Origin of the sequence: Actinomadura miaoliensis (assembly GCF_039536785.1) — a bacterium.
GTDB lineage: Bacteria > Actinomycetota > Actinomycetes > Streptosporangiales > Streptosporangiaceae > Spirillospora > Spirillospora miaoliensis.
On record NZ_BAAAZG010000061.1, the window covers coordinates 129,875 to 154,150 of the forward strand.

At 68.1% G+C, this 24,276-nt stretch carries 24 protein-coding genes; 16 read left to right on the top strand and 8 right to left on the bottom strand.

What is annotated here, in order from left to right; translation table 11 throughout:
* Positions 1 to 68: 68 nt before the first annotated feature.
* The 13 genes from ABD811_RS38540 (at position 69) to ABD811_RS38600 (ending at position 12,491) form a co-directional block, all read left to right on the top strand.
* Positions 69 to 632 carry a hypothetical protein gene (locus ABD811_RS38540; RefSeq protein WP_344957707.1) on the top strand — a complete coding sequence of 188 codons (564 nt, stop codon included), beginning with the start codon at positions 69 to 71 and terminating at the stop codon, positions 630 to 632.
* A 431-nt stretch (positions 633 to 1,063) separates the two neighbouring features.
* On the top strand, positions 1,064 to 1,453 hold the full coding sequence (locus tag ABD811_RS38545) for a hypothetical protein (RefSeq protein WP_344957709.1): 390 nt from the start codon (positions 1,064 to 1,066) through the stop codon (positions 1,451 to 1,453).
* 157 nt (positions 1,454 to 1,610) lie between these two features.
* Entirely contained in the window at positions 1,611 to 2,207 is a 597-nt protein-coding gene (locus ABD811_RS38550) for an SAF domain-containing protein (RefSeq protein ID WP_344957711.1), read from the top strand.
* Positions 2,204 to 3,004, top strand: a complete 801-nt coding sequence (locus ABD811_RS38555; RefSeq protein ID WP_344957713.1) for a P-loop NTPase family protein — start codon at positions 2,204 to 2,206, stop codon at positions 3,002 to 3,004. Before ABD811_RS38550 ends, ABD811_RS38555 begins: the two co-directional genes overlap by 4 nt.
* A 161-nt stretch (positions 3,005 to 3,165) precedes the next feature.
* Positions 3,166 to 4,449 carry a TadA family conjugal transfer-associated ATPase gene (locus ABD811_RS38560; protein WP_344957715.1) on the top strand — a complete coding sequence of 428 codons (1,284 nt, stop codon included), beginning with the start codon at positions 3,166 to 3,168 and terminating at the stop codon, positions 4,447 to 4,449.
* Entirely contained in the window at positions 4,446 to 5,315 is an 870-nt protein-coding gene (locus ABD811_RS38565) for a type II secretion system F family protein (protein WP_344957717.1), read from the top strand. Before ABD811_RS38560 ends, ABD811_RS38565 begins: the two co-directional genes overlap by 4 nt.
* Positions 5,312 to 6,190 (top strand): hypothetical protein, encoded by an 879-nt coding sequence (locus ABD811_RS38570; RefSeq protein ID WP_344957719.1) that lies wholly within the window; start codon positions 5,312 to 5,314, stop codon positions 6,188 to 6,190. Before ABD811_RS38565 ends, ABD811_RS38570 begins: the two co-directional genes overlap by 4 nt.
* Positions 6,191 to 6,231: 41 nt before the next feature.
* Positions 6,232 to 6,426: a hypothetical protein gene (locus ABD811_RS38575; protein WP_344957721.1), complete on the top strand. Its 195-nt coding sequence runs from the start codon at positions 6,232 to 6,234 to the stop codon at positions 6,424 to 6,426.
* A 48-nt stretch (positions 6,427 to 6,474) separates the two neighbouring features.
* Complete coding sequence (locus ABD811_RS38580; RefSeq protein WP_344957722.1) at positions 6,475 to 6,879, top strand: TadE family protein; 405 nt, start codon at positions 6,475 to 6,477, stop codon at positions 6,877 to 6,879.
* A 74-nt stretch (positions 6,880 to 6,953) separates the two neighbouring features.
* Positions 6,954 to 7,382 carry a TadE/TadG family type IV pilus assembly protein gene (locus ABD811_RS38585; protein ID WP_344957724.1) on the top strand — a complete coding sequence of 143 codons (429 nt, stop codon included), beginning with the start codon at positions 6,954 to 6,956 and terminating at the stop codon, positions 7,380 to 7,382.
* A complete protein-coding gene (locus ABD811_RS38590; RefSeq protein WP_344957726.1) occupies positions 7,379 to 7,837 on the top strand; it encodes a pilus assembly protein TadG-related protein in 459 nt (152 codons plus the stop codon). The genes ABD811_RS38585 and ABD811_RS38590 overlap by 4 nt, the downstream gene beginning before the upstream one ends.
* A 651-nt stretch (positions 7,838 to 8,488) precedes the next feature.
* A complete protein-coding gene (locus tag ABD811_RS38595; RefSeq protein WP_344957728.1) occupies positions 8,489 to 10,504 on the top strand; it encodes an ATP-dependent nuclease in 2,016 nt (671 codons plus the stop codon).
* Complete coding sequence (locus ABD811_RS38600) at positions 10,491 to 12,491, top strand: ATP-dependent helicase (protein WP_344957730.1); 2,001 nt, start codon at positions 10,491 to 10,493, stop codon at positions 12,489 to 12,491. The genes ABD811_RS38595 and ABD811_RS38600 overlap by 14 nt, the downstream gene beginning before the upstream one ends.
* A 28-nt stretch (positions 12,492 to 12,519) precedes the next feature.
* Here the strand turns inward: ABD811_RS38600 and ABD811_RS38605 are convergent, their stop codons facing one another.
* Both ABD811_RS38605 and ABD811_RS38610 read right to left on the bottom strand, forming a co-directional pair.
* The gene (locus tag ABD811_RS38605) at positions 12,520 to 13,287 is read right to left on the bottom strand and encodes a transposase (RefSeq protein WP_344957732.1); all 768 of its coding nucleotides are present in this window, start codon (positions 13,285 to 13,287) and stop codon (positions 12,520 to 12,522) included.
* Positions 13,288 to 13,290: 3 nt separating this feature from the next.
* Positions 13,291 to 13,746, bottom strand: coding sequence for an ATP-binding protein (locus ABD811_RS38610; protein ID WP_344957734.1), 456 nt, complete (start codon positions 13,744 to 13,746; stop codon positions 13,291 to 13,293).
* Between the two features lie 583 nt (positions 13,747 to 14,329).
* Here ABD811_RS38610 and ABD811_RS38615 point away from each other — a divergent pair.
* The 3 genes from ABD811_RS38615 (at position 14,330) to ABD811_RS38625 (ending at position 16,410) form a co-directional block, all read left to right on the top strand.
* A complete protein-coding gene (locus ABD811_RS38615) occupies positions 14,330 to 15,199 on the top strand; it encodes a helix-turn-helix domain-containing protein (RefSeq protein ID WP_344957736.1) in 870 nt (289 codons plus the stop codon).
* Positions 15,200 to 15,223: 24 nt separating this feature from the next.
* Positions 15,224 to 15,514 carry a DUF397 domain-containing protein gene (locus ABD811_RS38620; RefSeq protein ID WP_344957738.1) on the top strand — a complete coding sequence of 97 codons (291 nt, stop codon included), beginning with the start codon at positions 15,224 to 15,226 and terminating at the stop codon, positions 15,512 to 15,514.
* Between the two features lie 95 nt (positions 15,515 to 15,609).
* Positions 15,610 to 16,410: an SIS domain-containing protein gene (locus tag ABD811_RS38625; RefSeq protein WP_344957770.1), complete on the top strand. Its 801-nt coding sequence runs from the start codon at positions 15,610 to 15,612 to the stop codon at positions 16,408 to 16,410.
* Between the two features lie 3 nt (positions 16,411 to 16,413).
* Here the strand turns inward: ABD811_RS38625 and ABD811_RS38630 are convergent, their stop codons facing one another.
* From ABD811_RS38630 to fxlM, 6 genes are all read right to left on the bottom strand, one after another.
* Positions 16,414 to 17,241 carry a phosphotransferase gene (locus ABD811_RS38630; protein ID WP_344957740.1) on the bottom strand — a complete coding sequence of 276 codons (828 nt, stop codon included), beginning with the start codon at positions 17,239 to 17,241 and terminating at the stop codon, positions 16,414 to 16,416.
* Positions 17,242 to 17,279: 38 nt separating this feature from the next.
* Positions 17,280 to 18,356: a thiopeptide-type bacteriocin biosynthesis protein gene (locus tag ABD811_RS38635; protein ID WP_344957742.1), complete on the bottom strand. Its 1,077-nt coding sequence runs from the start codon at positions 18,354 to 18,356 to the stop codon at positions 17,280 to 17,282.
* Positions 18,338 to 19,576 carry a lanthionine synthetase C family protein gene (locus ABD811_RS38640; RefSeq protein ID WP_344957745.1) on the bottom strand — a complete coding sequence of 413 codons (1,239 nt, stop codon included), beginning with the start codon at positions 19,574 to 19,576 and terminating at the stop codon, positions 18,338 to 18,340. Before ABD811_RS38640 ends, ABD811_RS38635 begins: the two co-directional genes overlap by 19 nt.
* Positions 19,573 to 22,704: a lantibiotic dehydratase gene (locus ABD811_RS38645; RefSeq protein ID WP_344957747.1), complete on the bottom strand. Its 3,132-nt coding sequence runs from the start codon at positions 22,702 to 22,704 to the stop codon at positions 19,573 to 19,575. Before ABD811_RS38645 ends, ABD811_RS38640 begins: the two co-directional genes overlap by 4 nt.
* Before the next feature lie 109 nt (positions 22,705 to 22,813).
* Positions 22,814 to 23,002: an FxLD family lanthipeptide gene (locus ABD811_RS38650; RefSeq protein ID WP_344957749.1), complete on the bottom strand. Its 189-nt coding sequence runs from the start codon at positions 23,000 to 23,002 to the stop codon at positions 22,814 to 22,816.
* 31 nt (positions 23,003 to 23,033) lie between these two features.
* The gene (gene fxlM, locus ABD811_RS38655) at positions 23,034 to 24,275 is read right to left on the bottom strand and encodes a methyltransferase, FxLD system (protein WP_344957751.1); all 1,242 of its coding nucleotides are present in this window, start codon (positions 24,273 to 24,275) and stop codon (positions 23,034 to 23,036) included.
* Position 24,276: the final 1 nt, after the last annotated feature.

The following is a 24,276-nucleotide window of genomic DNA, read 5'->3' on the forward strand; positions in this document are numbered from 1 at the left end:
GACCCAGCCATCTAGGCTGACTATTTGTCGCGACGCCTGACAAGCCCTCACACAGCCATGCGGACAGAATGATCGATTACAAGAAAGGACGGCACCCGGCCAGCGCCACCTACCCTGTGATCGCCGGTGTGGCTCTGCTGCTTGTGCTCGCGGGGTCATGCAGCAATGGTGACCGCAAGACAGTACTGCCGTCCACGTCCCCTCCAGAAGCACCGACAACCTCGACTGCGACCACTTCGGTAGAAGATGCTGTCAGGCATGCCTACACCCAGTACTGGATGGCTCTTCCCCAGGCCGAGCAGTCGTCCAGCAACGAGCGGCGCCGACAACTCCTCGGAGAATACGCAACTCAGCCGCTACTGGATGACGTCCTGCGCAATATCGATCAGCTGCATGCCAGGAACCTGACCTCCTCGGGACACATTGTCGTCCATATCCAGAAAGTCCAGATTGGCGGCAATCGGGCGACAGTCTGGGACTGCCAGGACAGCACCAATGCACAGGTGAAGAATTCCCGTACCGGGCAGGTCACTAGTCGGGGGACACCAAACGATCACCTACGAGCGACACTTGCGCGAGGTTCTGACGGGCGATGGCGCATCAATCGCATCTCTCCGCTCGGACGCTGCTAGGGCGGCGTCTTCCGCTGGTCCTGGCCGCAGGTCTGGTCGCCGCGGCCGTCGCTTCTCCTTTGGCTGGAGCAGCATCGTCGGCGAAAGAACCGATTCCTCCGAAGCCCTATCCCTGGGGCTGGGGCTACGGAGCTGAACAGCCCGGCCGCAGCGGCGGCAACTCCAGCGGCAACAACGGCGGCTCTGGTGCTGGAGCTCCGACGGCTGGGGGCAGCAGCGGCGCCGCCAGTTCCCAGAACGGCCCGACGTGTGGTCCGTGGGGGTTCGGCATGCAGGGATGCGGGCCTCTCGAACTCGTGGGGGACCCTCCGGCTGGTGCCCCCGCTGCCCCGACGGTGTCGCCTGCCCAGCTGGCGCTAGAGGCATGGGGACGGCTCCCCGTCCCCGCACCAGAGGTGCGGACAGCACCACCACGAGAGTCCGACGGGCTGGTGGGGCTGCCGCAGTGGTTCTGGGTGACCAACTGGAAACCCCTCACAGACCGAGTCCAGGCGGGCGGAGTGTGGGCGGAGGTCACCGCACGACCGACGAGTTTGACGATCAATCCCGGTTCCGGGCTGCCCGCGGTGAAGTGCGACGGCCCCGGCGAAGCCTACGACTCTGGGCGTTCTGCCGAGGCGCAGCGTTCGGACTGTTCCTACACCTATCAGCGTTCATCGGCAGGACTGCCCGGGTCGGCGTATCAGGTGACGGTGACGGTGACCTGGGGTGGTACCTGGCGGGGATCGGATGGTGCCGGGGGCGCGCTGCCAGCGCTGACCCGGTCGACCGCCTTCCCCGTCCGGATCGCCGAAGGGCAGGCAGTGGCGGGAGGAAGGTGAGATGTCGCGCGAACCCGGCAACGCATTCAGACACAAGCACGGAGGCCAGCGGTCGGCCGGCGGACTACCGATCGGCACCGTGCCGCGCAGCCCGGATGGACAGCAACCGCCCGGTGCCGGTGGGTTGCCGCCGCTTCCGCGTCAGCGACGGCGACGCATGTTCTTGCTGGCGATGGTGTTGGTGGGGGCGGGCGCCGCGTTGACCGGATACCTGTTCACCGGCATGAGTGAGCGCACCTCCGTCGTGGTGGTCGCGCGTGATGTGCCGGTCGGGCAGCAGATCACCAATGCCGATGTAGCGACCACCATGGTGGCGGCCGATGGGCGCGTAGCAACGGTCCCGGGGCGCCAGCTGCGGGATGTGGTTGGACGGCTGGCCGCAGTGGATCTACGACGAGGCACGCTCCTTGCCCCCTCTCAGCTGACCACGGCGTTGTCGCCACGTCAGGGGCAGCAGGTGGTCCCGGTCGCGGTCCGAGTCTCGCAGCTGCCGGCGCGAGGCTTGCAGCCTGGTGATCAGGTATTGGTGGTGGCCACCCCCGGCTCCGGCGGGCAGGGGGACGCCGCGTCGGGGAACCAGGCCGCGCCGTTGACACAGGACACGCCTGCGACGGTGGATCTGGTGAGCGCGCCGGATGCCGATGGCGCGGTGCGGGTCGACCTGGTCGTGGATGCACGGGTGGGTCCGGCGATCGCCAGGCAGGCGTCCACGGGCCGGATCGGCTTTGTGCTGACCTGGCGGGGGGTGCGGTGAGCCTGATCGCTCTCACCAGTCCCGGGGATGCTCCCGGCGTCACCACCAGCGGATTCGCACTTGCGTTGACCTGGCCCGAGCGAGTGCTGCTGGCCGAGTGTTCGCCGGGCGGTGGTCGGCTGTTGCGTGGCTACTTCCAGTGCCATACCCCTCCCGACCACGGGTTGTGGAATCTTGGGCTGGCCGCGGTCCACGGTCCCGATATTGCCCTGCGCGCGCTGTGGGAGCAGACGTTGCCGCTGGACGAACAGCGGGAGCGGCTGCTGCTGCCAGGGTTGAACGATCCGTTTGTGGCGGTCCAGCTGACGGCGGCGACCTGGGAGGTGCTGGCGCAGACGTTCACCGAGCTGCCGTTCACGGTGTTGGCCGATGTGGGGCCCATCGTGCCGGAGCTGCCGTTTCCGGTGTTGCGGAGCTCGGATCTGGTGCTGGTGGTAATGCGGCCGACGCTGGCGCAGGTGGCGGCGGCGCGGTCGCGTCTGGCGCGGCTGCGTCAAGCTCTGGGGCCTAGCGTGCCGGTGGGATTGTGCCTGATCGGGGACCGTCCTTACACCGCAGGCGAGGTCCGCGCCCAGCTGGGGGACTTCGCCATTGTTCTCAAGTTGCCGTTTGATCAGCGTGCGGCGCAGGTGTTGTCGGAGGGGCCCGACAGCGAACGGGCACGCCGCCGGATCGAGGCCGGTCTTCTGCTGCGCCAGGCGGGCGCAGTCGGACGCGCCGCGCACCGCTTCGCCACCGCGCAGCGCCGAGCTCTGCATGGCGTGCCCGGTTCTGTCGTGGAGGACAGCAGACCATGACTTCACGGATGCATCAGCCGTTCTGGCCGTCGCGCCGCCCCGGTGGATGGCCAAACCTGCCCGTTCCTGTCTCGCCTGGCGGCCGCGCTGGTAACGGTCAGCCCGGAAGCCCGTCACCCGACGGGCATCGTCGCCAGCCTGAGGCGGGTAACGGTACCGCCGTGTTCCGCGCGGCGGTCGGTGAGATCAACCGGGCGCTGGACGAGCAGATCACCATCGACACCACTCCAGAACAGGCGCGTGAGCTGATCGCTGGTGAGGTGCGCGCCTGGATCGCGGACCAGGCCGGTTCCGGGCGGTATCAGCTGACCGCCGAGCTGGAGGCCGAGCTGGTGCACGCGGTCTACAACGAACGCTTCGGCCTGGGTGCGTTGCAGCCGCTGCTTGAGGACAACGAGATCGAGAACATCGATGTCAACGGCTGCGACGAGGTGTGGATCAGCCGGGCCGACGGCACGAAGGAACAGGGCCTGCCGATCGCCGACTCCGATGAGCAGCTGGTGGAGCTGATCCGCAGGTGGGGCGCCTACCAGGGCCAGACCGCCCGCGACTTCTCCCCCGCCAAACCCAGGCTGCGGTTGGCGTTGCCAGACGGTTCGCGTCTGACCGCGATGATGACCGTCACCCCGCGTCCCTGCCTGAGCATCCGCCGGCACCGGATGCTGGATATCGACCTGGACGAGCTTGTGGAGTACGGCACCCTGGATCCCGGTCTGCGGGAGTTCCTGCGCGCCGCGGTGCGGGCCCGCAAGGACATCGTCGTCACCGGCGGCATGGGCAGCGGAAAGACCACGTTCGTGCGCGCGCTGGCCGCCGACATCCCGCGTGAGGAGCGCATCGTCACCGTCGAGAACGAGTACGAGCTGTTCCTGCACACGCTGCCGCACCGGCACTCCGACATCGTGGCTATGGAGGCCCGGGAACCCAACGCCGAAGGAGTCGGCGGCATCACGGTCCGCCAACTGGTCACCGACGCCCTGCGGCTGAACGCCCGCCGCGTCATCGTCGGTGAGGTCCTGGGCGATGAGCTGGTGGCGATGCTGCAGGCCATGAACACCGGTGGCGAAGGCTCGCTGTGCACCCTGCATGCCGACTCGGCATCTGAGGTGTGGTCACGCATGCTCATCCTGGCCGATTCCGGCGGTCTGTCCTATCCACCCGCCACGCTTTTCCGGTTGGCGGGGATGGCAGTCGACTTCGTCGTCCATCTGAACCACGTCGTCCACCACAGGAGCGGACGCCCAGTCAACATGCGTTTCGTGTCGGAGGTGGTGGAGGTGCTGCCGCCCGCCGACACCGAGGAACCGGCGACGAACCACGTGTACGTACCGGGACCGGACGGCCGCGCCGTCCCCCACACCCTCCCCCAGTGCGCCGCCGACCTGGAGACGGCGGGTTTCGACCTCGCCTGGTTCCACCCATCTCACCAGGTGGCGACGTCATGACCGGCAACGCCACGTTCGCCGTTCTCGCCGGTGCACTCATCACCGGAGGGATGGTCATGGCTGCCTTTGCGCTCGCCGGTGTCGATATGTTCCCGCCCCCACAGGTGCGCCGTTCACGTTGGCGCACCGACCAACTACGGTCGCGCCGTCCCCTCGCCGAGGGGAGTGCCGCCGCGATCGCAGCCGCGGTGACGTGGGCGGTGACCGGCTGGCCGGTGGCCGCGCTCGGCGTCGCAGCCGCCACGGTCGCGCTGCCACGCATGCTGGGCGGCCGGAGCGCGCAACGTCGTCTGGCGCGGCTGGAGGCCTTGGAGGCTTGGACCCGGCAGTTGGCCGATGTGCTCACCGCCGGCCGGGGCATCGAGGACGCCCTGCTCTCCAGCGCTGATGACCCGCCCGCCCCGATCGCCGCCGAGGTCACAGCACTTCGACGGCGGCTGGAGTACCGAACACCCACCGACGCCGCGTTGCGGGCCTACGCCGACGACCTGGCCCACCCGGTGGGTGACACCATCGTCGCCGCACTGCTCATCGCATCCGAGCTGCGCGGCCGCGGCCTGCACCAGGTGCTCACCGCGTTGGCCGATACCGTCGCCAAGCAGGTCGCGATGGAACGTGAGATCGACGCCGAGCGCGCCACCCACCGCACCACCGCCGTGTGGGTCGTGGCCGCGCTCGGCCTGTACACCGCATTCGCCCTGTTCAACCGCGACTACGTCGCCCCGTTCGGCACCTTCACGGGCCAGCTGACGCTCACCGTCGTAGCGCTGCTGTACGCGGCGACGCTGTGGTGGCTTCATCGCCTGGCCTCCCCCGCCCGGAGCTTCCGCTTCCTGCCTCCGTCCGGCAACAGGAGGCGTGGATGAGCCCGTGGATCCTGCTCGGTGGCGGCCTGATCGGTCTTGGCGTGTTCCTCCTCGTCCGGGAAGCGTTCCCGGCTCCGCCCGCGCTGGCCGCCGCGCTTCAGCGCTTCGACACCTCGCCCCGGCGGACGCCTTCTCCTGTCGGCTCGGAGCTGTCGTGGCGGGTCGGGCGTTGGCTGGCCGCGCGCATCACCGGCAGCGCGCTGGACGTGCGCATTCCCCGCAAAGATCTGGCGTTGCTGGGCAAGAGCGTCGAAGGCTACCTGGCGCAAAAGCTCGCCCTGGCCGTGTTCGGTCTGGCAGCGCCCACCTTGGTGTGGACGCTGTTCATGCCCACGGTGCCGTGGGTACTATCCACCGGCTTCACCGCCCTGTACGCGTTGTTCATGTTCCTGGCCCCCGACATCGCCGTCCGCTCTCAGGCACGCGACGCGCGCGAGGAGTTCCGCACCGCCCTGATCGCCTACCTCGACCTGGTCAAGATGGCGCGAGCCGGGGGCGCAGGCCCCGCCGAAGCCTTGGAAGCCCCCGCGAGGATCTGCCACGGATGGGCCTTCGAGCGCCTGGCCGCCGTGCTTGACCCGACCGCGCGCGGCACCCGCGACACCTGGGACGAGCTCACCCGTCTGGCCGAGGAGATCGGCGTGCGCGAACTGGCCGACACCGCGGCCATCGCCCGCCGCGCCGGTCTGCAGGGTGCCCGCATTCTCGATTCCCTAACCGCCAAGGCAGGTTCCCTGCGCGAGCAACAGCTCGCCCGCGCGCTGACGCGGGCCAAATCCCGCACCGAATCAATGACCGTGCCGGTGGCGCTGTCGGTGATCGGCTATCTCATCCTGCTCGGCTATCCCGCCTACGCCCGCATCGTCGGCGGGTGACCCCATTGGTGAAGGCGTCCGATAACAAGGAGGTACTGCCCATGCGGCTACCCGATCCCCCGCCCGAGCTCAACTACTTCCTGGCCCGGGTCGAGTCGCTCCGTCATCAGGCCCGCGACAGGGGCGGCGTCACGCTGGAGTGGATGGTGGTCGCCGGAGCCCTGTTCCTGGCCGCTGTCGCCGCCGCGGCCAAGGTCGTCTCGGCTATCAACCAGCACGCAAGCAAGATCAAGTAAGCGTCGACCGTGGATGCCCGCAGATGCACCGACCGGGGCAGCATCACGTTGGAGACTGTGATCGCCGTCCCGGTGGTGCTGACGGCCGTGCTGGTCACTCTGCACGCCGCGTTGTGGTTTCACGCTCGCAACATCGCCCTGTCGGCGGCGCAGGAGGGCGTGCGAGTGGCCCGTGCCTACGGCGCCAAGAGCGACGGTTCGGCCACCGCACTGGCGTTCGCTCGCAGCAGCGGAGACGGATTTCTTCTCTCTCCCTCCGCCAACGCCAGCGGCAGCAACGCCACCACCGTCGTCGTCCGTGTGCAGGGAAGATCGCTCTCCCTGATCCCATTCGTTCGTAGCAACGTCAGCCAGGTCGCCCGCGGACCACGGGAGAAGTTCACAACACCTTCAGGTGGGTTGCCAAACGCCGCACCTCTGCCTGGCGCCAATCTCGGAGCGGAGGGCCGATGACCTCTCAATGGCCCCATCCACACAGGAAGGCGTACAAGAGCAGGATCGGTGGGAACGCCCAGCCCTCGGTCGTCATGCTCAGCGGGCATCACCGCGATCGTGGGTCGACCACGCTGGAGCTGGCGATCTTCGCCCCGGCGCTGATCGTCGCGTTGCTGTTGGCCATCGCCGCCGGCCGTATCGCCACCACGCACGCGGCGGTCGAAGCCGCCGCCCGCGACGCCGCCCGCCAAGCCTCCATCGCCCGAGATCCCGCCACGGCCCGGGGCAACGCGACCGCCAGCGCACGAGCGGCCCTGGCACGCCAAGGGTTGACCTGTCCGGCCCATGTCCACGTCGATACTTTCCAGTTCGCCCGGCCCGTCGGACAGCCTGGCACCGTCACCGCGGAGGTCACCTGCACCATCCGCCTCGGTGACGTCGCCGCCTCCGGTGTGCCACCCACGACGATCACCGCGCGCTTCAGCAGCCCGATCGACCCCTTCCGCGGACGGCAACCATGAGCTTGGGCTCGACAATCGCCACCGACGTTCAACAACCACGCCCCTCCGACCAAGGGGCGATCAGCCTCTTCGTGGTCGTCTTCTTTGTCGCCCTCCTCGCCGCCGTCGGACTCGTCGTGGACGGCGGCGCCAAGATTCGCGCCGCCCGCCGAGCCTCCGCCGTCGCCGAAGAAGCCGCGCGCGCCGGAGCCGGCCGCATCGACCGCGATCGCGCCTACGCCCACGGCGGCCGCTTCACCGTCGACCGCACCATCGCCGTGCACGCCTCCCGCGCCTATCTCGCCAGCACGGGCACCAGCGGATCTGTCAGCGTGGTCAGTGACCAGAAGATCCGTGTGACCGTGACCATCAGCAAGCCCACCCTCCTGCTTGCGGCCGTCGGCGTCGGTGAGTTGAGCGTGACCAAGACGGCCACAGCAGACCTCTTGCAGGGAGTGGAGGCTCCAGACCGCTAGCTTTTGGCGCTTTTCATGGCGCCGGGTGCCTCCCAACTGACGCCGCTCGTCCGACGGAGTAGAAGCTCGTCAGCCTGCCGTGAACGAGGGATGGCTGGCCGTTCCTGAGCCGTCGGCATACGGCCCCTCCGCGTTCGGCACATGTCCGCGACCGAATATTGAACGTAGTGGCGGCTGGCTGGGCGCCCCGGCGCTGTGGATCCTCAAGACATACAGGGCCGGTACCCGGAACTGCATGTTGACCTCCGGCCGCCAAGACAGCATCCAGGTCGCAGTGGGGCGTCCTACACCGCTTGAAGTTGCTGCCAGGAAGTGCCATCTCAGCGTAGCGCAAGGCGGGCGCCAAGAGCTCACAGCGGGAACGCATGCGGTTGGCGGGGGTAACGGACGTTGCCGTCGTCAAATAGCGGGCCGCAGTTCATGTTGTGCAGCCACCATGCACGGCCGTTCCCATTCAGATATCGTGCACCCATCGCGGGCGGCTAGGTCCGGTCGCGATGGGGGCGGGGGCCACCGGGTGATGTTGGCAGGTGGAGCGTCGGGCTGAGGATCTGGCCGGTCCGAACTACTGCGGTGACCCGCTCTGGAGGCCGCAAAGGTGTGGGCGCTCAGCGTCGCAGCCTGCGAGCAGTGCGCCGATCGACCGGGAGAATGATGCAGCTTCGTCGCCTTTGTATCCGGCACTTCCGTAACTTCGAGCACCTGGTCATCGATCCGTTCCCCACACCAGCTGTGATCGTCGGTGAGAACGGCGTGGGCAAGAGCAACCTGCTGCACGCCCTGCGTTTGGTTCTCGACCCTGACCTGCCAGACCGGCGACGTTATCTGCAGCCGGAGGATATCCACGACCGCTCCCCGTCCCTGGCCGAGGGAGCCGAGGTCACTGTGGAAGTCGAACTCGCCGACTTCGAAGACGATCCCGACGCGCGGAGCGAGCTGGACGGCGCCATCATCAGCCTGTCCCCTCTCGTCGCCCGGCTCACCTACCTGTTCCGGCCCAAGCAGTCCCCCGCCCGGCTGCTGGGCGAGGAGCCTGCCGAGCCGTTGACGCCGAACGACTACGAATGGACCGTCTATGGCGCCATCGACCCAAGCAACACCATGCTCGCCGCCAAGCGCTACGCCGCCATGTCGGTGCTGCCCGCCCTGCGGGACGCCGAGCACGACCTCGCCCGTCCAGACCGCAGCCCCCTGACGAGCCTGCTGCGCGAACGGCCACCGGCTCAGGCGAACATCGACAAGACACTCAAGACGATGCGCACCGCACGCGAGGATCTCGGACGCGACGCCAATGTCCAGCACATCGCCGACCTGATCCGCAGCCGCGTCGCCACCATGGCCGGCCCTCGGATGAACCTAGACCCCTCGCTGGCTTTCGCGGGACGCGACGAAGACCTGCTGCGTAGCATCCGGTTGTTCATAGACGCCTCCGCCACACGGGGTATCGACCGCACCTCCACCGGCACCGCCAACGTGCTGTACCTCGCACTGCTCCTGGAACGGCTGCGGCTACGCCGTAGCGCTACGGACGGCGAGGACACACTTTTGGTAGTGGAGGAACCGGAGGCCCATCTCCACCCCACCTTGCAGAGGCATCTGTTCGCCCACCTGCTCGGTCAGCCCAACCGCCTGGTCCTCACCACTCATAGTCCGCACATCGCCGCCGTCACCCCGTTGCCCAGCATGGTGCTGCTGCTGGACACCACCACAGGGACCCAAGCCCGCGTCATGGCTCCGGGACTACTCGAACAGCACGAGCGCGCGGACTTGGAACGCTATCTCAACGTCAACAGGGCGGAGATCCTCTTCGCCCAGGGGGTCGTCCTCGTCGAAGGCGTTGCCGAGACTTATCTGCTGCCCGCACTCGCGCGGTCGGCAGGCTTCGATCTGGACGCCCACGGCATCGTTGTCGCCAGCATCGACGGCACCGACTTTGCCCCCTACGCCAAGCTCCTGGGGCCCTCCGGCTTCAACAGACCTTTCAGCATTCTGACCGACGGTGATGCCACCGACACCGAGGAGACGGAGATTTACCGGCGTGAGCCAGGCTTGCGGCGCGCCTTGGATGTGCTAAAGATCCTGGCCGATGATTCGGTGGCAGAGCCGTTCCGGGACGCCTTGAACGCCCTGCGGCAGCAGGATCTGCCGACTGCTGGAGGGCCTCGCGACGGGCGCCACAACCTCGTCGTCACCGCCGCCGGGTTCGGAATCTTCGTCGGCCCAGACACGCTGGAGACCGATCTCGCGCCGCTGCTGACGGCGGAGATGACAGCTGCCTTCAACGACCTGGCCACCGGTGCGAGACGACGTCAAAACTTCGCTCAGGCCCTAGAACAGGTTGCCGCGAGCCCTTCCACAGAGGACCAGCGCGCCGGGGTGATCTCCCGCATTGAGCGGGATCCGGTCAGCAAGGGCCGCTTCGCCCAGCGGCTCGCCGACCACGTCGAGCAACTCAATCTGCCCGATCGTATTCGCCAGTTGCTCGGATACCCGTCCGACCGCCCCGTGGCCAGCAGTGACCTGCTCGCCCTGCCCGGATGCGGGCCGGTGCTGGCGCTCCTTGATGACCTACGCCGCCGCTACGAGCACTTGCCCCTCGCGCCCACCCCGATGCAGCTAGGCGCTCGTACGCCGCCTGCCCAGGTTCCGGCCAATGAGCCTGGCTGAGCCCGTACCGGCTCCACCCGCAGCTGTCACCACGAGGCCGCCCGAGGAGCCGAAGAGTATCGATCAGCCGGGACCTGGCTCGGCCGCCCTGCGGCTGCCTCCGGCCCTGGCACAGGAGATCGCGAACCTGCATCCCCAACAACGCCAGGCCGTGCGCCACCAGGGCAACCTGGTTCTCGTGGCAGGCCCGGGAGCGGGCAAGACCCGAACCCTCGTCGCCCGCGTCGGGCACCTCTTGGCGACCACCAGCCCGCACCGGGGTGTCGCCGCCATCACCTACACCGAGGCGGCCGCATCCGAAGTGACCAGCCGTCTGCGGACCTTGGGCATGCGCCCTGGGCGGCGGCTCGCCAGTCGAACCGTGCACTCCTTCTGTCTGCACCACATCCTGCGGCCGTACGCACGTTTCACCAATGTCCCGTTCGCCGACAACCTAACCATCCTGGACGACACCCAGACCAACCAGCTCTGGGCCCACGCCGCGTTCGAGGCCGGGCTGCCTGTGAAGGACAAGCCCGACCCGCTGCTCACCAAAATCCGCCGCCTCATGGCCGCCGGCGAAGGCCTTCAGGACTACCAGCACCAGTACCTCGAAGCCGTCCGCGGCTACGAGCAGGCCCTTATCAACCGCGGCGGGTTGGATTTCGACGCCATGCCGGGCCGCGCCCTAGCCGTGCTCCGTGCCAGCCAGCCCGCCCGTGACATGCTCTCGGCGCGTTTCCGGCACCTGGTGGTCGACGAATACCAGGACCTTAACCCTGTGCTGCACGCTGTGGTCACCGAACTGCTGGCCGCAGGAGTCCAGGTGACCGCCGTCGGCGATCCCGACCAGACCATGTACGCCTTCCAGGGCGCCGACATCCGCTACCTTAAAGAACTCCACGAACGAGATGACTTCACCACCATCCAGCTGACGGTGAACTTCCGCAGCGGCAGCACCCTGGTGGCGGCAGGACGCGGAGTGCTCGGCGTCGACCGCGGCTATCGCGCTGACCCCAACCAGGAAGCACCCGGCACCGTCACCATCGAGGAAGTCCCCGGCGATCTCGACGACCACGCACAGCGCGCCGTCGACGTCGTACGCCAGCGGATCGCGACAGGTGTTCCAGCTGAGGACATCGCGGTGCTCTACCCAGGCAACAGAAATCTCCTTAATCGCCTGACCGCCGCGCTCCGAGCCGCAGACCTGCCGTGCGACATGGAGCGCACCCGCAAGATCCCCAGCAGTCCCCTGGCCGACTTCGTCTCCGCGTGCGCCGCCCGCCGCCTCGCCGGCCCCGTGCCTGGCCCTGCAGACCCGTTTCCTCCAACCTGCGGGAGACCGACCGGAGGTATAACCACCCCGCCCCACGCGCCCGCCCCCCGGCGCCGACCGTCCTCCGCCGTACCGACCCGAACCGTGCGGGAGCTGGCCGCGACGTGGCATCGCCACCGGCAGGCCGTGGGCATCACCCTGGCGGAGGAAACGCCTCGCAGCCTCGCCCGGGAGCTCCTAAAGGTGCTCGACGCCCCCGAACGCGAGGCGCCCGAGGACGACGCTGCGGCTTTCCTCGACCATCTCATCGCACACCTGAACATTGACCACGTGGCAGACCTCAGCTCCGATCTGCGGGACCGGCAGGCTCCCCAAGCACTCCGGACCGCGGCGGAAGACGGCCTGACCATGGCCGAACTCGCTGGCGGCAGGGCCCCCGGCCGCATCATGCTGACCACCTACCACAGCGCGAAGGGACGGGAGTTCTCCGTCGTCGTCCTCCCCGGCCTCGTCGACGGGCTGATGCCGTTCTACTTCGCCACCCGCGGACTCTCCAGCAGAGCGCTAAAGGAGCAACGGCACAACTTCTACGTCGCCGTCACCCGAGCCCAGGACGAGGTCGTCCTCATCGTCGGCGACCTTTTCACCGACCCCTACCACGGCGTACGCCACAGCGGCCGATCCCGCTTCGTGAGCGACATCATCACCCACTTGGATAATGGAAGCGGATGAGCTGCTTCGCTCACCTTGGGCAGCGCAATCAGGCAGGTGGCCGACGAGCTGCGGTGGCGATGCGGGTCACGGTTGCACGAGGCCGGGCAACTGGCGGGGCGTGGGTCTGTCCAATTAACGGCACCTCTCTGTGTGCGGCGGTGAGCAGAGAGGTATCCGTGTCGCGGATCATGGTCCGGTAGACGACGTCGCAGAGCCGTCGTTTCAGGCTGCGCAGGGCTTCCCTGTGACTCTTACCCTCGGCGCGTTTGCGCTGATAGAAGTCCCGCCCCGCGGTCTGGCGGCGGATCTGGGTGATGGCCATGATGTGCAGGGCGGAGTTCAACTGCCGGTCGCCGGCCCGTGACAGCCGATGCCGTTTGACGTCCCCGGAAGAGGCGTCAAGCGGCGCTACGCCGCAGTAGGAGGCGAACGCGGCGGCCGAGCGGAACCGGTCGACGCCCGCGGTGCGGGCCAAAATCTTGGCGGCCAGTAGGTCGCCGATGCCGTGCAGTTCGGTGAGAGTGGAGCCGGACTCGGCGACCGCCGCGGAGATCTGCTCGGCGACAGCGGTGATGCGCAGGTCCCGCCGCCGGGTCTCGAAGACCAGGTCCACCGCCAGTGCGCGTAGTGTGCAGGCCAAGACGGCCTCGGGGCGCACCCACCGCACGGCTGCGGCGGTGTCTGCGGTCAGCTTGCGCGGCAGGCCCGCAGGGACGAGCTTGGTGAGCAGGGCGTGCAGCCGGTTGATGGTCTGGGTGTGCAGGTGCGGCCCAGATCCTCGCAGTGCTCGAGCGCGGGTGTCGTAGTCGCTCATGCCTTACCCGGCGCGGGCAGGACGAGCTGGCCGCTCCAGCAAGAACCAGACGACCTTGCCTCCTGCGGCGGGGTGGTAGTAGTTCCAGTCTTTAGCGAACGTGTCCACTAGGAAGAGTCCGCGTCCTTGCTCGCTGTCCAGCGGCACCATGGAGCCCAACACCGGCGGCTGGTTGATGGGATCCCAGACCTCGACGAGGAGGTGGGTGTAGTCCGTGCTCAACTTGAGCCGGACCGACCTCGCGTGCGCCGCCTCCTTCAGCTCTAGCCCGCCCACCGCGACGACGGCGTTCGTCACCACCTCTGACGTGAGAAGCAGTGCACTCTCGGTAAGGTCGGGCATTCTCCAACGTTCCAATACATCCGCCACCAAGCGGCGTGCCCAGTAGGGAGCGTTCTTGGTGGCCGCGAGTTGGTGACGTTCGATGAAGGGCCAGCCCTCCACGTGCTGCGTGTGCATTGGGGACTCCTCGGGTGCGGAGGTGGCGGGACCAGCGCCGGAGCTGTGCTCTCGGGAACTTCTCCTTGGGGGGAAGAGAGAAGTGATCTACAGCGCTGGTCCCGCGTACATGCATGGGTGCCGCGCCCCTCCTGCGTTCCCACGGCACCCACGCGGACTGTGGACGTGAGGGTTGATCACCACGAGGCGCAAGCGCCGGGGGTGACGCGTGACGGTCTCAAGCGCCTCGTCGCTGAGGTGGAAAGGGCGACCACAGGCCTCCGTCTGCTTCCACGTCTTGACACCGTGCTCCACGCACAGGAAGAACCGGGTCTCGGTGTAGGCGACATTGACCTTGAGTTCAGCGAGCTTGACGCACGAGGCGACATGACAGCGGCGGTCGTCAGCAAGCCATGCACTCATCTTGAAGTGGAACGGTTGCGAACGTGTGGCTTGCATGGCCCAGACCTCTTGCGTCGTTCGACTGCGGATTGTGTACGACCAGTGACACGCTGACGCTGCCAGGATGCACTAGGTTTAAGATCGATGCAATATTGCGAGTGAAATACTGCTATCGATCTCAGCGACCGCAAGGAGGTATGGGATGGTTCGCCGGGAAGGTCAAGAGCACAGCCCCGTGCTCAAGGCTCGACGGCTGGCGCTGGAGCTGACCAAGCTTCGGGAGGCCGCAGGAATGAGCCGAGAGCAGGTGACGCAGCAGCTGGAGTGGTCGGGCTCGACACTCTTTCGGATCGAGACGGGCCGCAGCCGTCCACAGCCGCGCAGCGTGCGCGAGCTGCTGGAGTTGTACGGCGTCGGGGGCTCGGAGAAGGAAGGTCTCATTCAACTGGCCCGGGAGGCCCGACAGCCTGGGTGGTGGCACTCCTTCCGCGACGTCCTACCCGACCCGTACCAGGTGTTCATCGGTATGGAGGCCGGAGCCGAGACCATCCGCACGTTCGAACCGCTGATGGTGCCGGGACTCCTACAGACACCCGACTACGCTCGCGCCACCATCAGGGGTGGTCCACAGGAGCTGGACCCGGACGAGATCGACCGGCGCGTCCAGGTACGCCTGGAGCGTCAGGAAGTCTTGAAGCGTCGGGATCGCCCGCGCCTGTGGGCAGTCCTGGATGAAGCGGTACTACATCGGCAGGTCGGCGGTACGGCTGTCATGAAAACACAGCTCGCCCACCTGGTCGACATGGCCGAGCAAGGCAAGACCACCATCCAAGTCGTCCCATTCACCGCAGGGGCGCACGCTGGAACGACAGGACCGTTCGTCATCCTGGACTTCGCCAACGCCGGTGACCCAACCGTGGTGTACCTGGAGAGCGTCCCTGACGGCATCTACCTGGAGGGGGCGAGCGACGTTGCTCGGTATACGCTTGCATTCGACCGCTTGCTCGCGGCTGCCCTACACCCAGATCGCTCGGTCGCGCTCATCCAGCGTGTAGCAGATGCAATCAATTGAGCATCAACTAGAAGGAGGTGCGGGATGACCAGACCCGACATGTCCCGTGCCAAGTGGCGCAAGAGTTCCTACAGCGGCCAGAACGGCAACTGCGTCGAGGTTGCGGCCGTCAACCCTGTGGCCACCGTCCGTGGCGAGTGGCGGAAGAGTTCCCACAGTGGAGGCAACGGCAACTGCGCCGAGGTTGCCGTCATGCAAGGCGTGGTAGCCGTACGGGACTCGAAGAACCCGAAGACCCAGCCGCTGCTGTTCGGCACGGACGAGTGGGCCGAGTTCATCGCAGCGGTTAAGCGTGGTCGCCTTGATCTGAAATAGGCACCGACCAGCCACGGAGGACCCATCACGGTAGGTGGCGGGTCCTTCGCGTGCGTGATCGTCCGTAAGCACGGCAGGGCTGCCACGACGGTCTGCTGGTGATCGCGATCTCTGCTTCGGGCGAGACGGAGCGTGTCGTCGAAGCCTCGCGTGCCGCTCGCCGGTACGGCGCGCTGACGGTGGCGGTGACCGGGACGCCCGGCAGCCCGCTGACGCGGGTGGCCGACCGTACGCTGATGGTCGACCTGCCCGACACCGAGCCGTCCCCGGGGATCCGGACCTACCAGGCGAGCCTGCTCGGCCTGCTGCTGATCGCGCTTCAGGTGGGCCGGGCGCCCCGTCCGGACATCACGCGCGATGCGGCCCGGGAGGCCGACGCTCTGCGCGAGGAACTGGTCGTACTCGCCGACCATGTGGACGCCACCGCCAAGGCGATCAAACAGGAGTGCCGGCGGGTGGCGGACCTGGTCGCGGACGCCCCGGTGATGGTGATGCTGGGAAGCGGCCCCTCCTACGGCACCGCGCTGTTCACCGCCGCCAAGATGGTGGAGGGAGCGGGCGTTTTCGCCGTCGGACAGGACCTGGAGGAGTGGGGCCACGTCGAACGGCTCGCCTACCCCGATGACATGCCCCTGTTCGTCATCGCCCCGCCCGGCCGCTCGCGTGACAAGGCCACCGAGGTCGCCGCGCGAGCACACGAGCTGGGTCGCCGGGTCGTCGCCGTCATCAGCCGTGGCGACACCTCCGCTGCCGGCCACGCCCACGCCGTGCTGCCCGTGCACGGGCGGGTCCGCGAAGAGTTCTCCCCGCTGCTGTACCACCTGTTCGCCGGGTACGTGGCGTGCTTCGTGGCCCAAGGGCTGGGGCGGCTGCCGTTCCAGACGCATCGCTCTTGAGCGTCAGGGGGCGACACGGGACGGGATGGGCCGTCCCAGGAGGCGGCTGGCGCGCTGGCGTAGGGGTTTTGCGAGTGCGAGGTGGTCACCACGGGTGGTGGCGTGGAGGAGTTCGGTGATGACGGTCAGTTCGGCGTATCGGCCGGACGGGGTGTCGAGTATGTGGGCGAGCTCGCTGCGGATGCGGGCAGCGGCCGATGGCACCAGCAGGCTGTAGCTGTGGAGCATCGCGGCGTCGTAGCCGGCCGGGGCCAGGCCCCAGCCTTCGAAGTCGAAGACGTGCAGGGTGGGCGCGCAGAGGTTGGCGAAGTGAAAGTCGCCGTGGGCTGTGGTCCAGGGGCGCGGTGCGGTGGTTTTGATGGGTGTGCCGAGCAGCCGGGGCATAGCGTGATCGAGAAAGCCTTGGTGGATGGTGACGCGCCGAGTAGGAACCGTGGCCATGTCGTCGAGCATGGCTCGCACCGCCGTCCACCAGTCCGACGGCAACTCAGGGGTCGTCGTCAGCACCGGAGATGTCGCGACGGGGCGCGCGGTCACTCGGTCGTATAGTTCCGCGCGGTACTGCCATCGCTGATCGTTCCAGTCGTGCCAGCAACGCAACCGAGGGCGCGGTATCGCTTCGGGCAGTGATTTTTCGGCTTCGATGGAGCCGTTCCAGAATGTGGCGGCGGCCTTTCCATTCGGGGCGCAGGCCACGCGGAGCCACGCCGGGCCGTGTGATGTCGTGACGGCCTGGCCGAGTGTCCTGCCGCGCCAGCCCCAGCTCTCGTGGGCGTCCTCGTCCGGCTTGACGCCCATGGCGGTTTGGGCACGTGTGTGGGCGGTGCGCATCCGGTGAACGACCTCGGGGTCGTCGGGCTGCGGCCACATTACTTCCCACCCGCGGGATGGCCCTCATGTGACGGGAGCATCGGGTTCAGGACGGTGTCGCGTGCCGCCCGCGCGAGGATGCTCTGGGTTCTGACGCTGAGGCCGAGTCGATTCCAATGGAAGATCACATGGTGAGCGAGAATGTCGCGTAGCCCTCGCGTCAGGCTTCCACTGGTTGCGGCTTCCCCAAGGGCGCGGCCAGCGAGATCGAACGTGGCGATCCAGGACGCGGCGAAGGCCAGTGGCTTGTCTGGAGCGAAGAGCGGTCCGGTAGGACGTGTGTCGGCCCCCATCAGCGAGCGAAGGCCCGTTGCTAGCTCGGGCAGCCGCCAGGTGGGTGCCTCGCGAGGAAGGGGCCGTAGTTGCGCGACCCGATGCCAGACGTCGCCTTGCTCGAACCAGTCCAGCTTCGCGCCGCGCAGCAGGGCGCTGCACAGCAGAATCGATAGTTCCCGCCGTCCGATGGTCGATCCGCTCGCTGTGGTGGGTCGGAGCGCATAGTCGAGGATGCCGCGGCTGTCGGCGTGGAAGAGAGCGTGAGCGAGTTCCATTGCCGCTGGCCCGCCAAACGCGGCCGACTCCGGCTCGTAGATGGTTTCCCACCACTGCTCGATCAGTCCTTCTGCCAGGAGCTTGTCCAGGATGGTGCCGACGCTTGCCTTCATGTCGGTGCGGCTGGCGGGGGCGGGCAGCACGCGCAGTCGCCAGCAGGGGGCTTTACGGATGAACCACCATGCCGTGGCGAGCTGCGCTTCCTGAAGTTCGTCCAGGCCTGAGGCGAGGTGAGTAGCGGCAATGTGCTCGGCGCTGTCCCAGCGAGCGAACTGGATGCGGGTCTGGTACCAGGCGCGGCTTGCCAGTTGTGACTGAAGCGCGGCGTGTCCGGCCGCCTGGTACACCTCGACGGCGTCGGCGAGGTCGACGGGCTGCATGCCGATGCGGTCTGCGGCCTCCTCCAGCGATGCACCGGCCAGGACCGCCAGGACGCTATCGACGATCTGGCCCGGCGTGATGTTCGCTACCGGTTGCCGGTGTGCACGGCTGTCCCAGGGCCGGGTTAGTTGATCATCAGGCATGTGTCCCATCCGGAGTTCGGTGGCTCGGCGCGTGCGGCGGTGTGCAGGGCGAGCGCGGTGCCGGCCCGGCCTTCCAGAAGCCCGGCAGCTTGGCACGGCGCGGCGGTGGCGTGGTGGATCAGCATTTCGGTCAGATACGGCAGGCGTTCGCTGATCAGCGGGCTCAGCGCGTCGCGTGCGGCACGCAGCGCGGTCTGGTACAGCCCGGCCCAGCCGTGGCACAGGCTCGTATCGACAAGCTGGCTGAGTTGGGCGGGGTCGGCCAGGGACGCGGCCAGCGCGTGCTCGGCGATGTGGCGGCGGTGGATGTCGCCGGTGGCGATGGCGGCCAGTTGCTGGGCCCGAGCGATGCCGGGGGTGCCATAACACCAGCTCGGTCGCGCTGGGCCGGGCTGGCTGGGGCGACCGGTGTGCAGGTCGTCCAGGGTGATCCATTGCGGCCACCATGATCCGGTGTCGCCGTCTTGCCGCCAGGCGTCCAGGAAAGCGCAGATGGTGTGAATGGCGTCGGCATGGCGGTCGACGGTGATCCCGGCTCGCATGGCTTGGGCGAGCAGGGCGAGCGGCCCGGTGATGCCGTGGGCCATCCCGAAGTTCGCGTGCCCACCTGGGAAGCCACGTGGGGTCTTGAGGTCGGGGCCGTGGAGGGTCCACCAGCCGGGCAGGGTGTGGCCACCGGCGCGGAGCGGTTCGGTCAAGCGGACCAGGTACGCCAAGATGCGGCCTAGGGCCTCGCTGTCAGGGGTGTGCGCGAGCAGGTGCGCTCCGATTCCGGTGAGGCCGTGCAGCAGGTCGTATTCGGCGAACGCCGGACGTCGACCGTGATTGATGCGGGTCAGGGCAAGGTCGACCCGGCGGTGCGCCAACGCGTCGACGTGGGTGTCGATCTGTGGGAGAGCGGCACCGTAGCGCTCGGTTCCGTCAGCCCTCGCCGTGTGGAGGACGAAGGCGATCGCGGGCACGCCGAAGTACAGCCCCGCGTCGTTGGCGGCACTGATCTCCTCGCGGGTGGCCGCCTTCATCCAGTCGTGCGCGATCTGCCAGCTTCCCGCACTGGTATGGGCGCGTTCGATGTGCAGCAGCGCGATCCCGGCAGCGCCCTTGGCCAGCGACTGGGCCCACCTCGGCTGTTCGGTGGGTATAGCCGAGGGCGCGATCTGTCGAGAGAGCGTCTCGGCGGCTTCGCTGCGGGTCGTCCCGAGGGTGATAGGCGCGGTCATTGCGTGTTCCTGAGGCCGCGGGCGATCTGGCGAAGCGCGGCGGCACGAGCCAGGCGATTACTGACGCGCTCGTGCTCAGGGTCAATGCCCAACGACCGGACGTGGTGAAGGTGAAGCAGGGACCGCATCGCCGAGGAAGGATCTCGCTGCGCGGCGAGGCGAGGACGGTAGGCGGCCAGCGCGGTTCGTCTCCTGGCCCATGCCGCCACCACGTCTCCACCGCCGGGCAGAGCACGCAACGCCGCCCACTGCTGGGAGGAGTCGGCCAGGTCGAGTGTCATCTCGCGCAGCGCGGGGTCCAGCCGCCCCTGCTGCTGGGGGAGCTGGTCGATCAGCCAGCGAAGCCCCTCGAACGGGGTGCAGGCGTAGGAGGAGGCGAGATCGACGAGGCTGGCCACGGTGAGCGCCTGCGCCCGTATGCCGGTGCGGGTTGCCATCGTGATCTGGGCCAGTGCGGCGGCAGAGTCGGCGGCGAAGACCTCCTCGGCCGCGGCCATCGCCGGGCCGTGGCCGAACCGTCCGGTCTCAGGATGGTAGGTGCCCAGTCGCAGTTGCGGGACCAGGCCGCGATCGCGGAGGTCTGCCGCCCACCTGCCGATGCGGGCGGCGGCGGGTCCGTAGTCGGCGGACGCAGGCAGCCGAAGGTACAGCTGAAGGTGTTGCTCTTCTGCGGGGCGCGTCATCTCACGGTGGCGGGAGAACCACCACAGCTCCAGCTCGTCCCAGCCGTCGAACAGGCGGGGCAGGTGGTGGGTGAGTATTTCGTCCTGGCGGGCGGGGTGCCCACAGATCTGCGCATGAAGCCAAGGAGAGATGCCTGGTAGGTGTCCTGCGTCGCGTCGCGTCGTGTGCCCGGCCGTCTGGGGTGGGACGGCATTCGGCACGCCGCTCGGTCGTTGCTCAGCGTCTCTGGGACGGGCTGGGTGAAGGGCGACGAGGAACTCGTGAGCACGGCCGATCCAAGCCAGGTCGCTCGGACCGGGGGCCTCGCGCAACTCGACCTGGTCGGCGCGCTGGAGCCGGGCGCGAAGGACCGCCCGGTGCACATGGTGGTCCAAGTTGAGCGGCAGGCGCCGTTCGCTTTCACACAGCACGATGACCGACGGGACGCCCCAGCGGCGGCGCCAGGCGTGCAGCGCTTTCTCCCACTCGGGCCAGGCGGCGCCATGGCCGGGTAAATCGGCCGCGGCCAGCAGCCAGCGGGCCGCCGACAGCACCGTCCGGCCGTAACGCACCCGGGGTAGATAAGGCAGGCGAGCGGCGGCTCCCCAGTCAAAGCCGGTGTAGACGGCGCATCGGGCGATGGCGACTTCGGCGAGAAACCGCGCGAGCGGCGGGGTCAGCACCCCGCCCTCCAGCGCATGAACAATCCGTGGCTCGATGCGCCTGCCGATCGACAACTGCACCAGGTACAGCTGCCGAGCATCGGCGGTAACCGCCAGGTCGTCCAAGGTGATCAATCCCTCGGAGCCGGGGTGGCGGTGCTCAGCCAGGGAGATCACTTGGGGCAGCAGTTGCGGCGTGCGCACGACGTTCTCGCTGCTGCGCCGCCGTGCCGGAAACGACAATTGCGCCGCCACAGCATCACGGTCGCTGGCCGCACGGTAAGTGTTGGAGAGCCGGTCGCGCTCGGCCTCAGGCAGCAGGTGCGCAAATCGTCCGGCCATGCTGCTGCTGGGTCTGGGGGCGCCGGCCACCACCAGGCGGAACGCCCCGTCCGCGACCGCATCCAGGGACGGGCTATGAAGCTGAAAGGCGAGCTCGACGTGGGGCGGAGGGATCACGTCTGCTTGATCTCCGACGGCGAGGGAATCGATGACGGCGTCGGTCAGGACGATCTCCGCTCGTTCCTCCAGCATCGCCTGCTGGACCAGGGCCAGCAGCGTATGGTCGCGTTCGGTCATCGTTCGCGGGATGCGCGCGTACGGCGAGCCGAGGAAGCCGGCGGGCAGCCCCAGCCCGCTGTCGGCCACGAGATCACGGACGGGCACCACGGCGCCGGTCCCATATCGGGTCTTGAAACGGGCGTGGAAGTCCTTCCAATGCGGGTAGCCGAACGGATACGGCGTCAACCGCAGCAGCGTCGCGGCGGCGGCCTCGGCTTCGCGGATCACCAAGGCGGGAAGCGTGATGTCACAGTCCAGGCTCACGTCCACGTTCAGTGGCTGCTCGACGGCATCGCAGACCGCTCTCATCCGGTCGGCCAGCCGTTCTGGTGCGGGCCTCCCGCCGATGGACGAGGTCGTGGCATCGGTCAGGCGTGAAAGGTCGCGGTGGATCGTTGCCAGCTCCGTCGCCACCTCTGTCAGGTCGCTCAGCTCCTCGGCGCCGATCGCCTGGAGTTGAGCGTTGACGTGCGCCAAGGCGTCGGGTGTGGTCATCGGCGCTCGAAGGGCGGTGAGCAGAACGTTCCGGGCGGTGAGCTTCGTCAGCATCGCGCGGATCTGGTCCGGTGGCACGGACGGGCATTCGGCGTGCAGCCACTTGACCAACTCACCGAACGGTAGGGGTTTTTGAGCGACCTGAACCATGAAGCCCACCGGCCGGATGTTGCGGACGGATACCTCCTCAGGAGCCAGCTGGGCAGGGCTTTCGTCGGGGGGCTGGCCACAGATCACCAGCCAGTCGCCACGCATCACCGCGGTGTTGTTGAGCACCACGGGCAGCCGGTCCAACAGGAGAGGATGCCGTTCCAGGCGGCCGAGGATCGCTCCCAGCCAGGCCGCGTCCGCGCGCGCCACCACCTGGTGGTCGTGTCCCCATCGCAAGACCGGCTTGTCGCCCACCGAGGCGGCGGCCACCCCGGCGAACAGTCCGAACGGAGTTGCCCGGCCCTGCCAGCGCAGCAGGTAGGAGGCCAGCGAGAGCACCACGCGGCGCGTCTGCCGGGCATCCGGCTCACCGGCCAGCGTCTGCTCGATGCGCCGGGACAGCACCGGGCTAGCGAGATGGATCGCCTGCCGGACGTCGCTGCGTTGCCACAGCTGCGCCAACCAGGCGCGGCCCCGTTCCCCTGAGGTGTCGCCGAACAAGTCGAGATCATCAGCCAGCGCCAGCCCACCGAGGTCGGTGGTGGCCCGGAGCACGACCACACCGGCGTGCCGGAGCACCGTCGCTTTCGCCGTCATCGGCCGCTCGCCTCCCTCCGCATCGTCGCTGGGGAACCGATGCTCGCCGGTGCGCCGGGCGGCGTCATGACCCGGCGCACCAGCAGGGCATGCCGGTTCACGTTGGACGTCAGGCGGGGTAGGCCATGGTGGAGGTGCAGGCGGTGCCATCACAGGTGGAGCCGCAGTTGTCGCTGGTACTCAGCAGCAGACCGGCCACCGGCTGCGACGCCTCGACCACGCGCACATCCAGCGCGAACTCTTCATCCAAAGCTGCGGTGTCGGCGATCTCCGTGCCGACGGGGACGCTGGTGCCCATCTCGGATCACTTCTCCTTACTCGGTCGGGGGCTACAAGTCGCCCTGTTCCGCGGCGGCAGGCTGCGTCGACGGCCAGGAGATGGTGACGTGGACGTGCCGCTTGGTGATGACCAGCCCGGCAGGCAACCGCTCGGCGGGGATGTGCCCCGGATACACCGCGAACCGCGGGCCGGGTCCAGCGCGGTGGTCGCGGTCCCACGACTGCACCTGCTCGGCCAGCCTCTTGGCCAGCCCGGAGGCAGCGGGCCCAAACGCGTGCGCGCCGAACTCCACCGTGGTCTCATCCACGCCGCGTACGGTGAGGTAGGCGAAATCGGTGCCCTCGACCACAGCGGGGGCGGCGATGCGGTTGACCGGGCGGACCAGGCCGCTGTCCAAGTCCTTGTCCACCGACAGCAGGCAGAAGCCGTCCAGGGTGGTCGCCAGCCACAGCTGGAGCGTGTCGAACGGCTCCCTGCGTCCGACCGTGACCCCCGACCACACCTGCGCCTGCCCGGCTTCGAATGCGCCGTTGAGCAGATCAGGGTCGGCCGGCCAGTCGTCGTCGAACCTCAGCCCGATCTCCTTGTCGCGCAGCAACAGCAGTCGCTCGCGGTGCTCCCCGGCACCTTGCATCGCGACAAAGCCACAGACCTTCGCTGAGCGGCTCTCCAGGTGGTCACCGACGCGTGTGAAGGTGATCGAGCGGGTGAGGCCACGCATCCGCAGCGGCACCGTGAGGGACCCGCCCTCGGTGAGCTGATCCACCCACGTCGACGGGATGTCCCACGCGCCGACCGTCACCATGATCCGGTCGAAGGGGGCGCGCTCTGCGCAACCCTGCTCGCCGTCAGCCAAGACGACGTTGACGCGTGAATAGCCGGCCTCGTTCAGGCAGCGGCGGGCCCGGTCGACCACATCGGGGTCGATGTCGATGGTGGTGACCTCGCCGTCCGGTCCGACCAGTTCCGCCATCAACGCGGCGTTGTAGCCGCCCGAGCCAATCTCCAGCACCCGCATGCCCGACCCGAGCTCGGCCTGCTCCAACATCATCGCCTGGATCTGGGGCGCCGAGACCGAACTGATCGTGATGCCGTGCTCGTCCCGCTTGGTGACCAGCCGGTCCTGGGCGTACGCCTCCTCCAAGGTCGCCCCTGGAGCGAACAGATGCCGCGGCACCGCACGGAACGCGGTCTCAACCTCCCTGGATGTGATCACGCCATCGGTGACGAGTTCGTCGACAAGCCCGCCGCGCAGTTGCTCGGCACGGGCGGAATCGGCGACTTCAGACACT

Bases quoted from the DNA above. Each gene is read 5' to 3' on its own strand.
- ABD811_RS38595 (WP_344957728.1), top strand. From the start codon at position 8,489: ATGATGCAGCTTCGTCGCCTTTGTATCCGGCACTTCCGTAACTTCGAG.
- ABD811_RS38640 (WP_344957745.1), bottom strand. From the start codon at position 19,576: ATGACCGCGCCTATCACCCTCGGGACGACCCGCAGCGAAGCCGCCGAG.
- ABD811_RS38630 (WP_344957740.1), bottom strand. From the start codon at position 17,241: ATGCGCACCGCCCACACACGTGCCCAAACCGCCATGGGCGTCAAGCCG.
- ABD811_RS38575 (WP_344957721.1), top strand. From the start codon at position 6,232: ATGCGGCTACCCGATCCCCCGCCCGAGCTCAACTACTTCCTGGCCCGG.
- ABD811_RS38635 (WP_344957742.1), bottom strand. From the start codon at position 18,356: ATGCCTGATGATCAACTAACCCGGCCCTGGGACAGCCGTGCACACCGG.
- ABD811_RS38590 (WP_344957726.1), top strand. From the start codon at position 7,379: ATGAGCTTGGGCTCGACAATCGCCACCGACGTTCAACAACCACGCCCC.
- ABD811_RS38645 (WP_344957747.1), bottom strand. From the start codon at position 22,704: ATGACGGCGAAAGCGACGGTGCTCCGGCACGCCGGTGTGGTCGTGCTC.
- ABD811_RS38605 (WP_344957732.1), bottom strand. From the start codon at position 13,287: ATGAGCGACTACGACACCCGCGCTCGAGCACTGCGAGGATCTGGGCCG.
- ABD811_RS38540 (WP_344957707.1), top strand. From the start codon at position 69: ATGATCGATTACAAGAAAGGACGGCACCCGGCCAGCGCCACCTACCCT.
- ABD811_RS38550 (WP_344957711.1), top strand. From the start codon at position 1,611: ATGTTCTTGCTGGCGATGGTGTTGGTGGGGGCGGGCGCCGCGTTGACC.
- ABD811_RS38565 (WP_344957717.1), top strand. From the start codon at position 4,446: ATGACCGGCAACGCCACGTTCGCCGTTCTCGCCGGTGCACTCATCACC.
- ABD811_RS38620 (WP_344957738.1), top strand. From the start codon at position 15,224: ATGACCAGACCCGACATGTCCCGTGCCAAGTGGCGCAAGAGTTCCTAC.
- ABD811_RS38600 (WP_344957730.1), top strand. From the start codon at position 10,491: ATGAGCCTGGCTGAGCCCGTACCGGCTCCACCCGCAGCTGTCACCACG.
- ABD811_RS38585 (WP_344957724.1), top strand. From the start codon at position 6,954: ATGCTCAGCGGGCATCACCGCGATCGTGGGTCGACCACGCTGGAGCTG.
- ABD811_RS38570 (WP_344957719.1), top strand. From the start codon at position 5,312: ATGAGCCCGTGGATCCTGCTCGGTGGCGGCCTGATCGGTCTTGGCGTG.
- ABD811_RS38615 (WP_344957736.1), top strand. From the start codon at position 14,330: ATGGTTCGCCGGGAAGGTCAAGAGCACAGCCCCGTGCTCAAGGCTCGA.
- ABD811_RS38610 (WP_344957734.1), bottom strand. From the start codon at position 13,746: ATGCACACGCAGCACGTGGAGGGCTGGCCCTTCATCGAACGTCACCAA.
- ABD811_RS38650 (WP_344957749.1), bottom strand. From the start codon at position 23,002: ATGGGCACCAGCGTCCCCGTCGGCACGGAGATCGCCGACACCGCAGCT.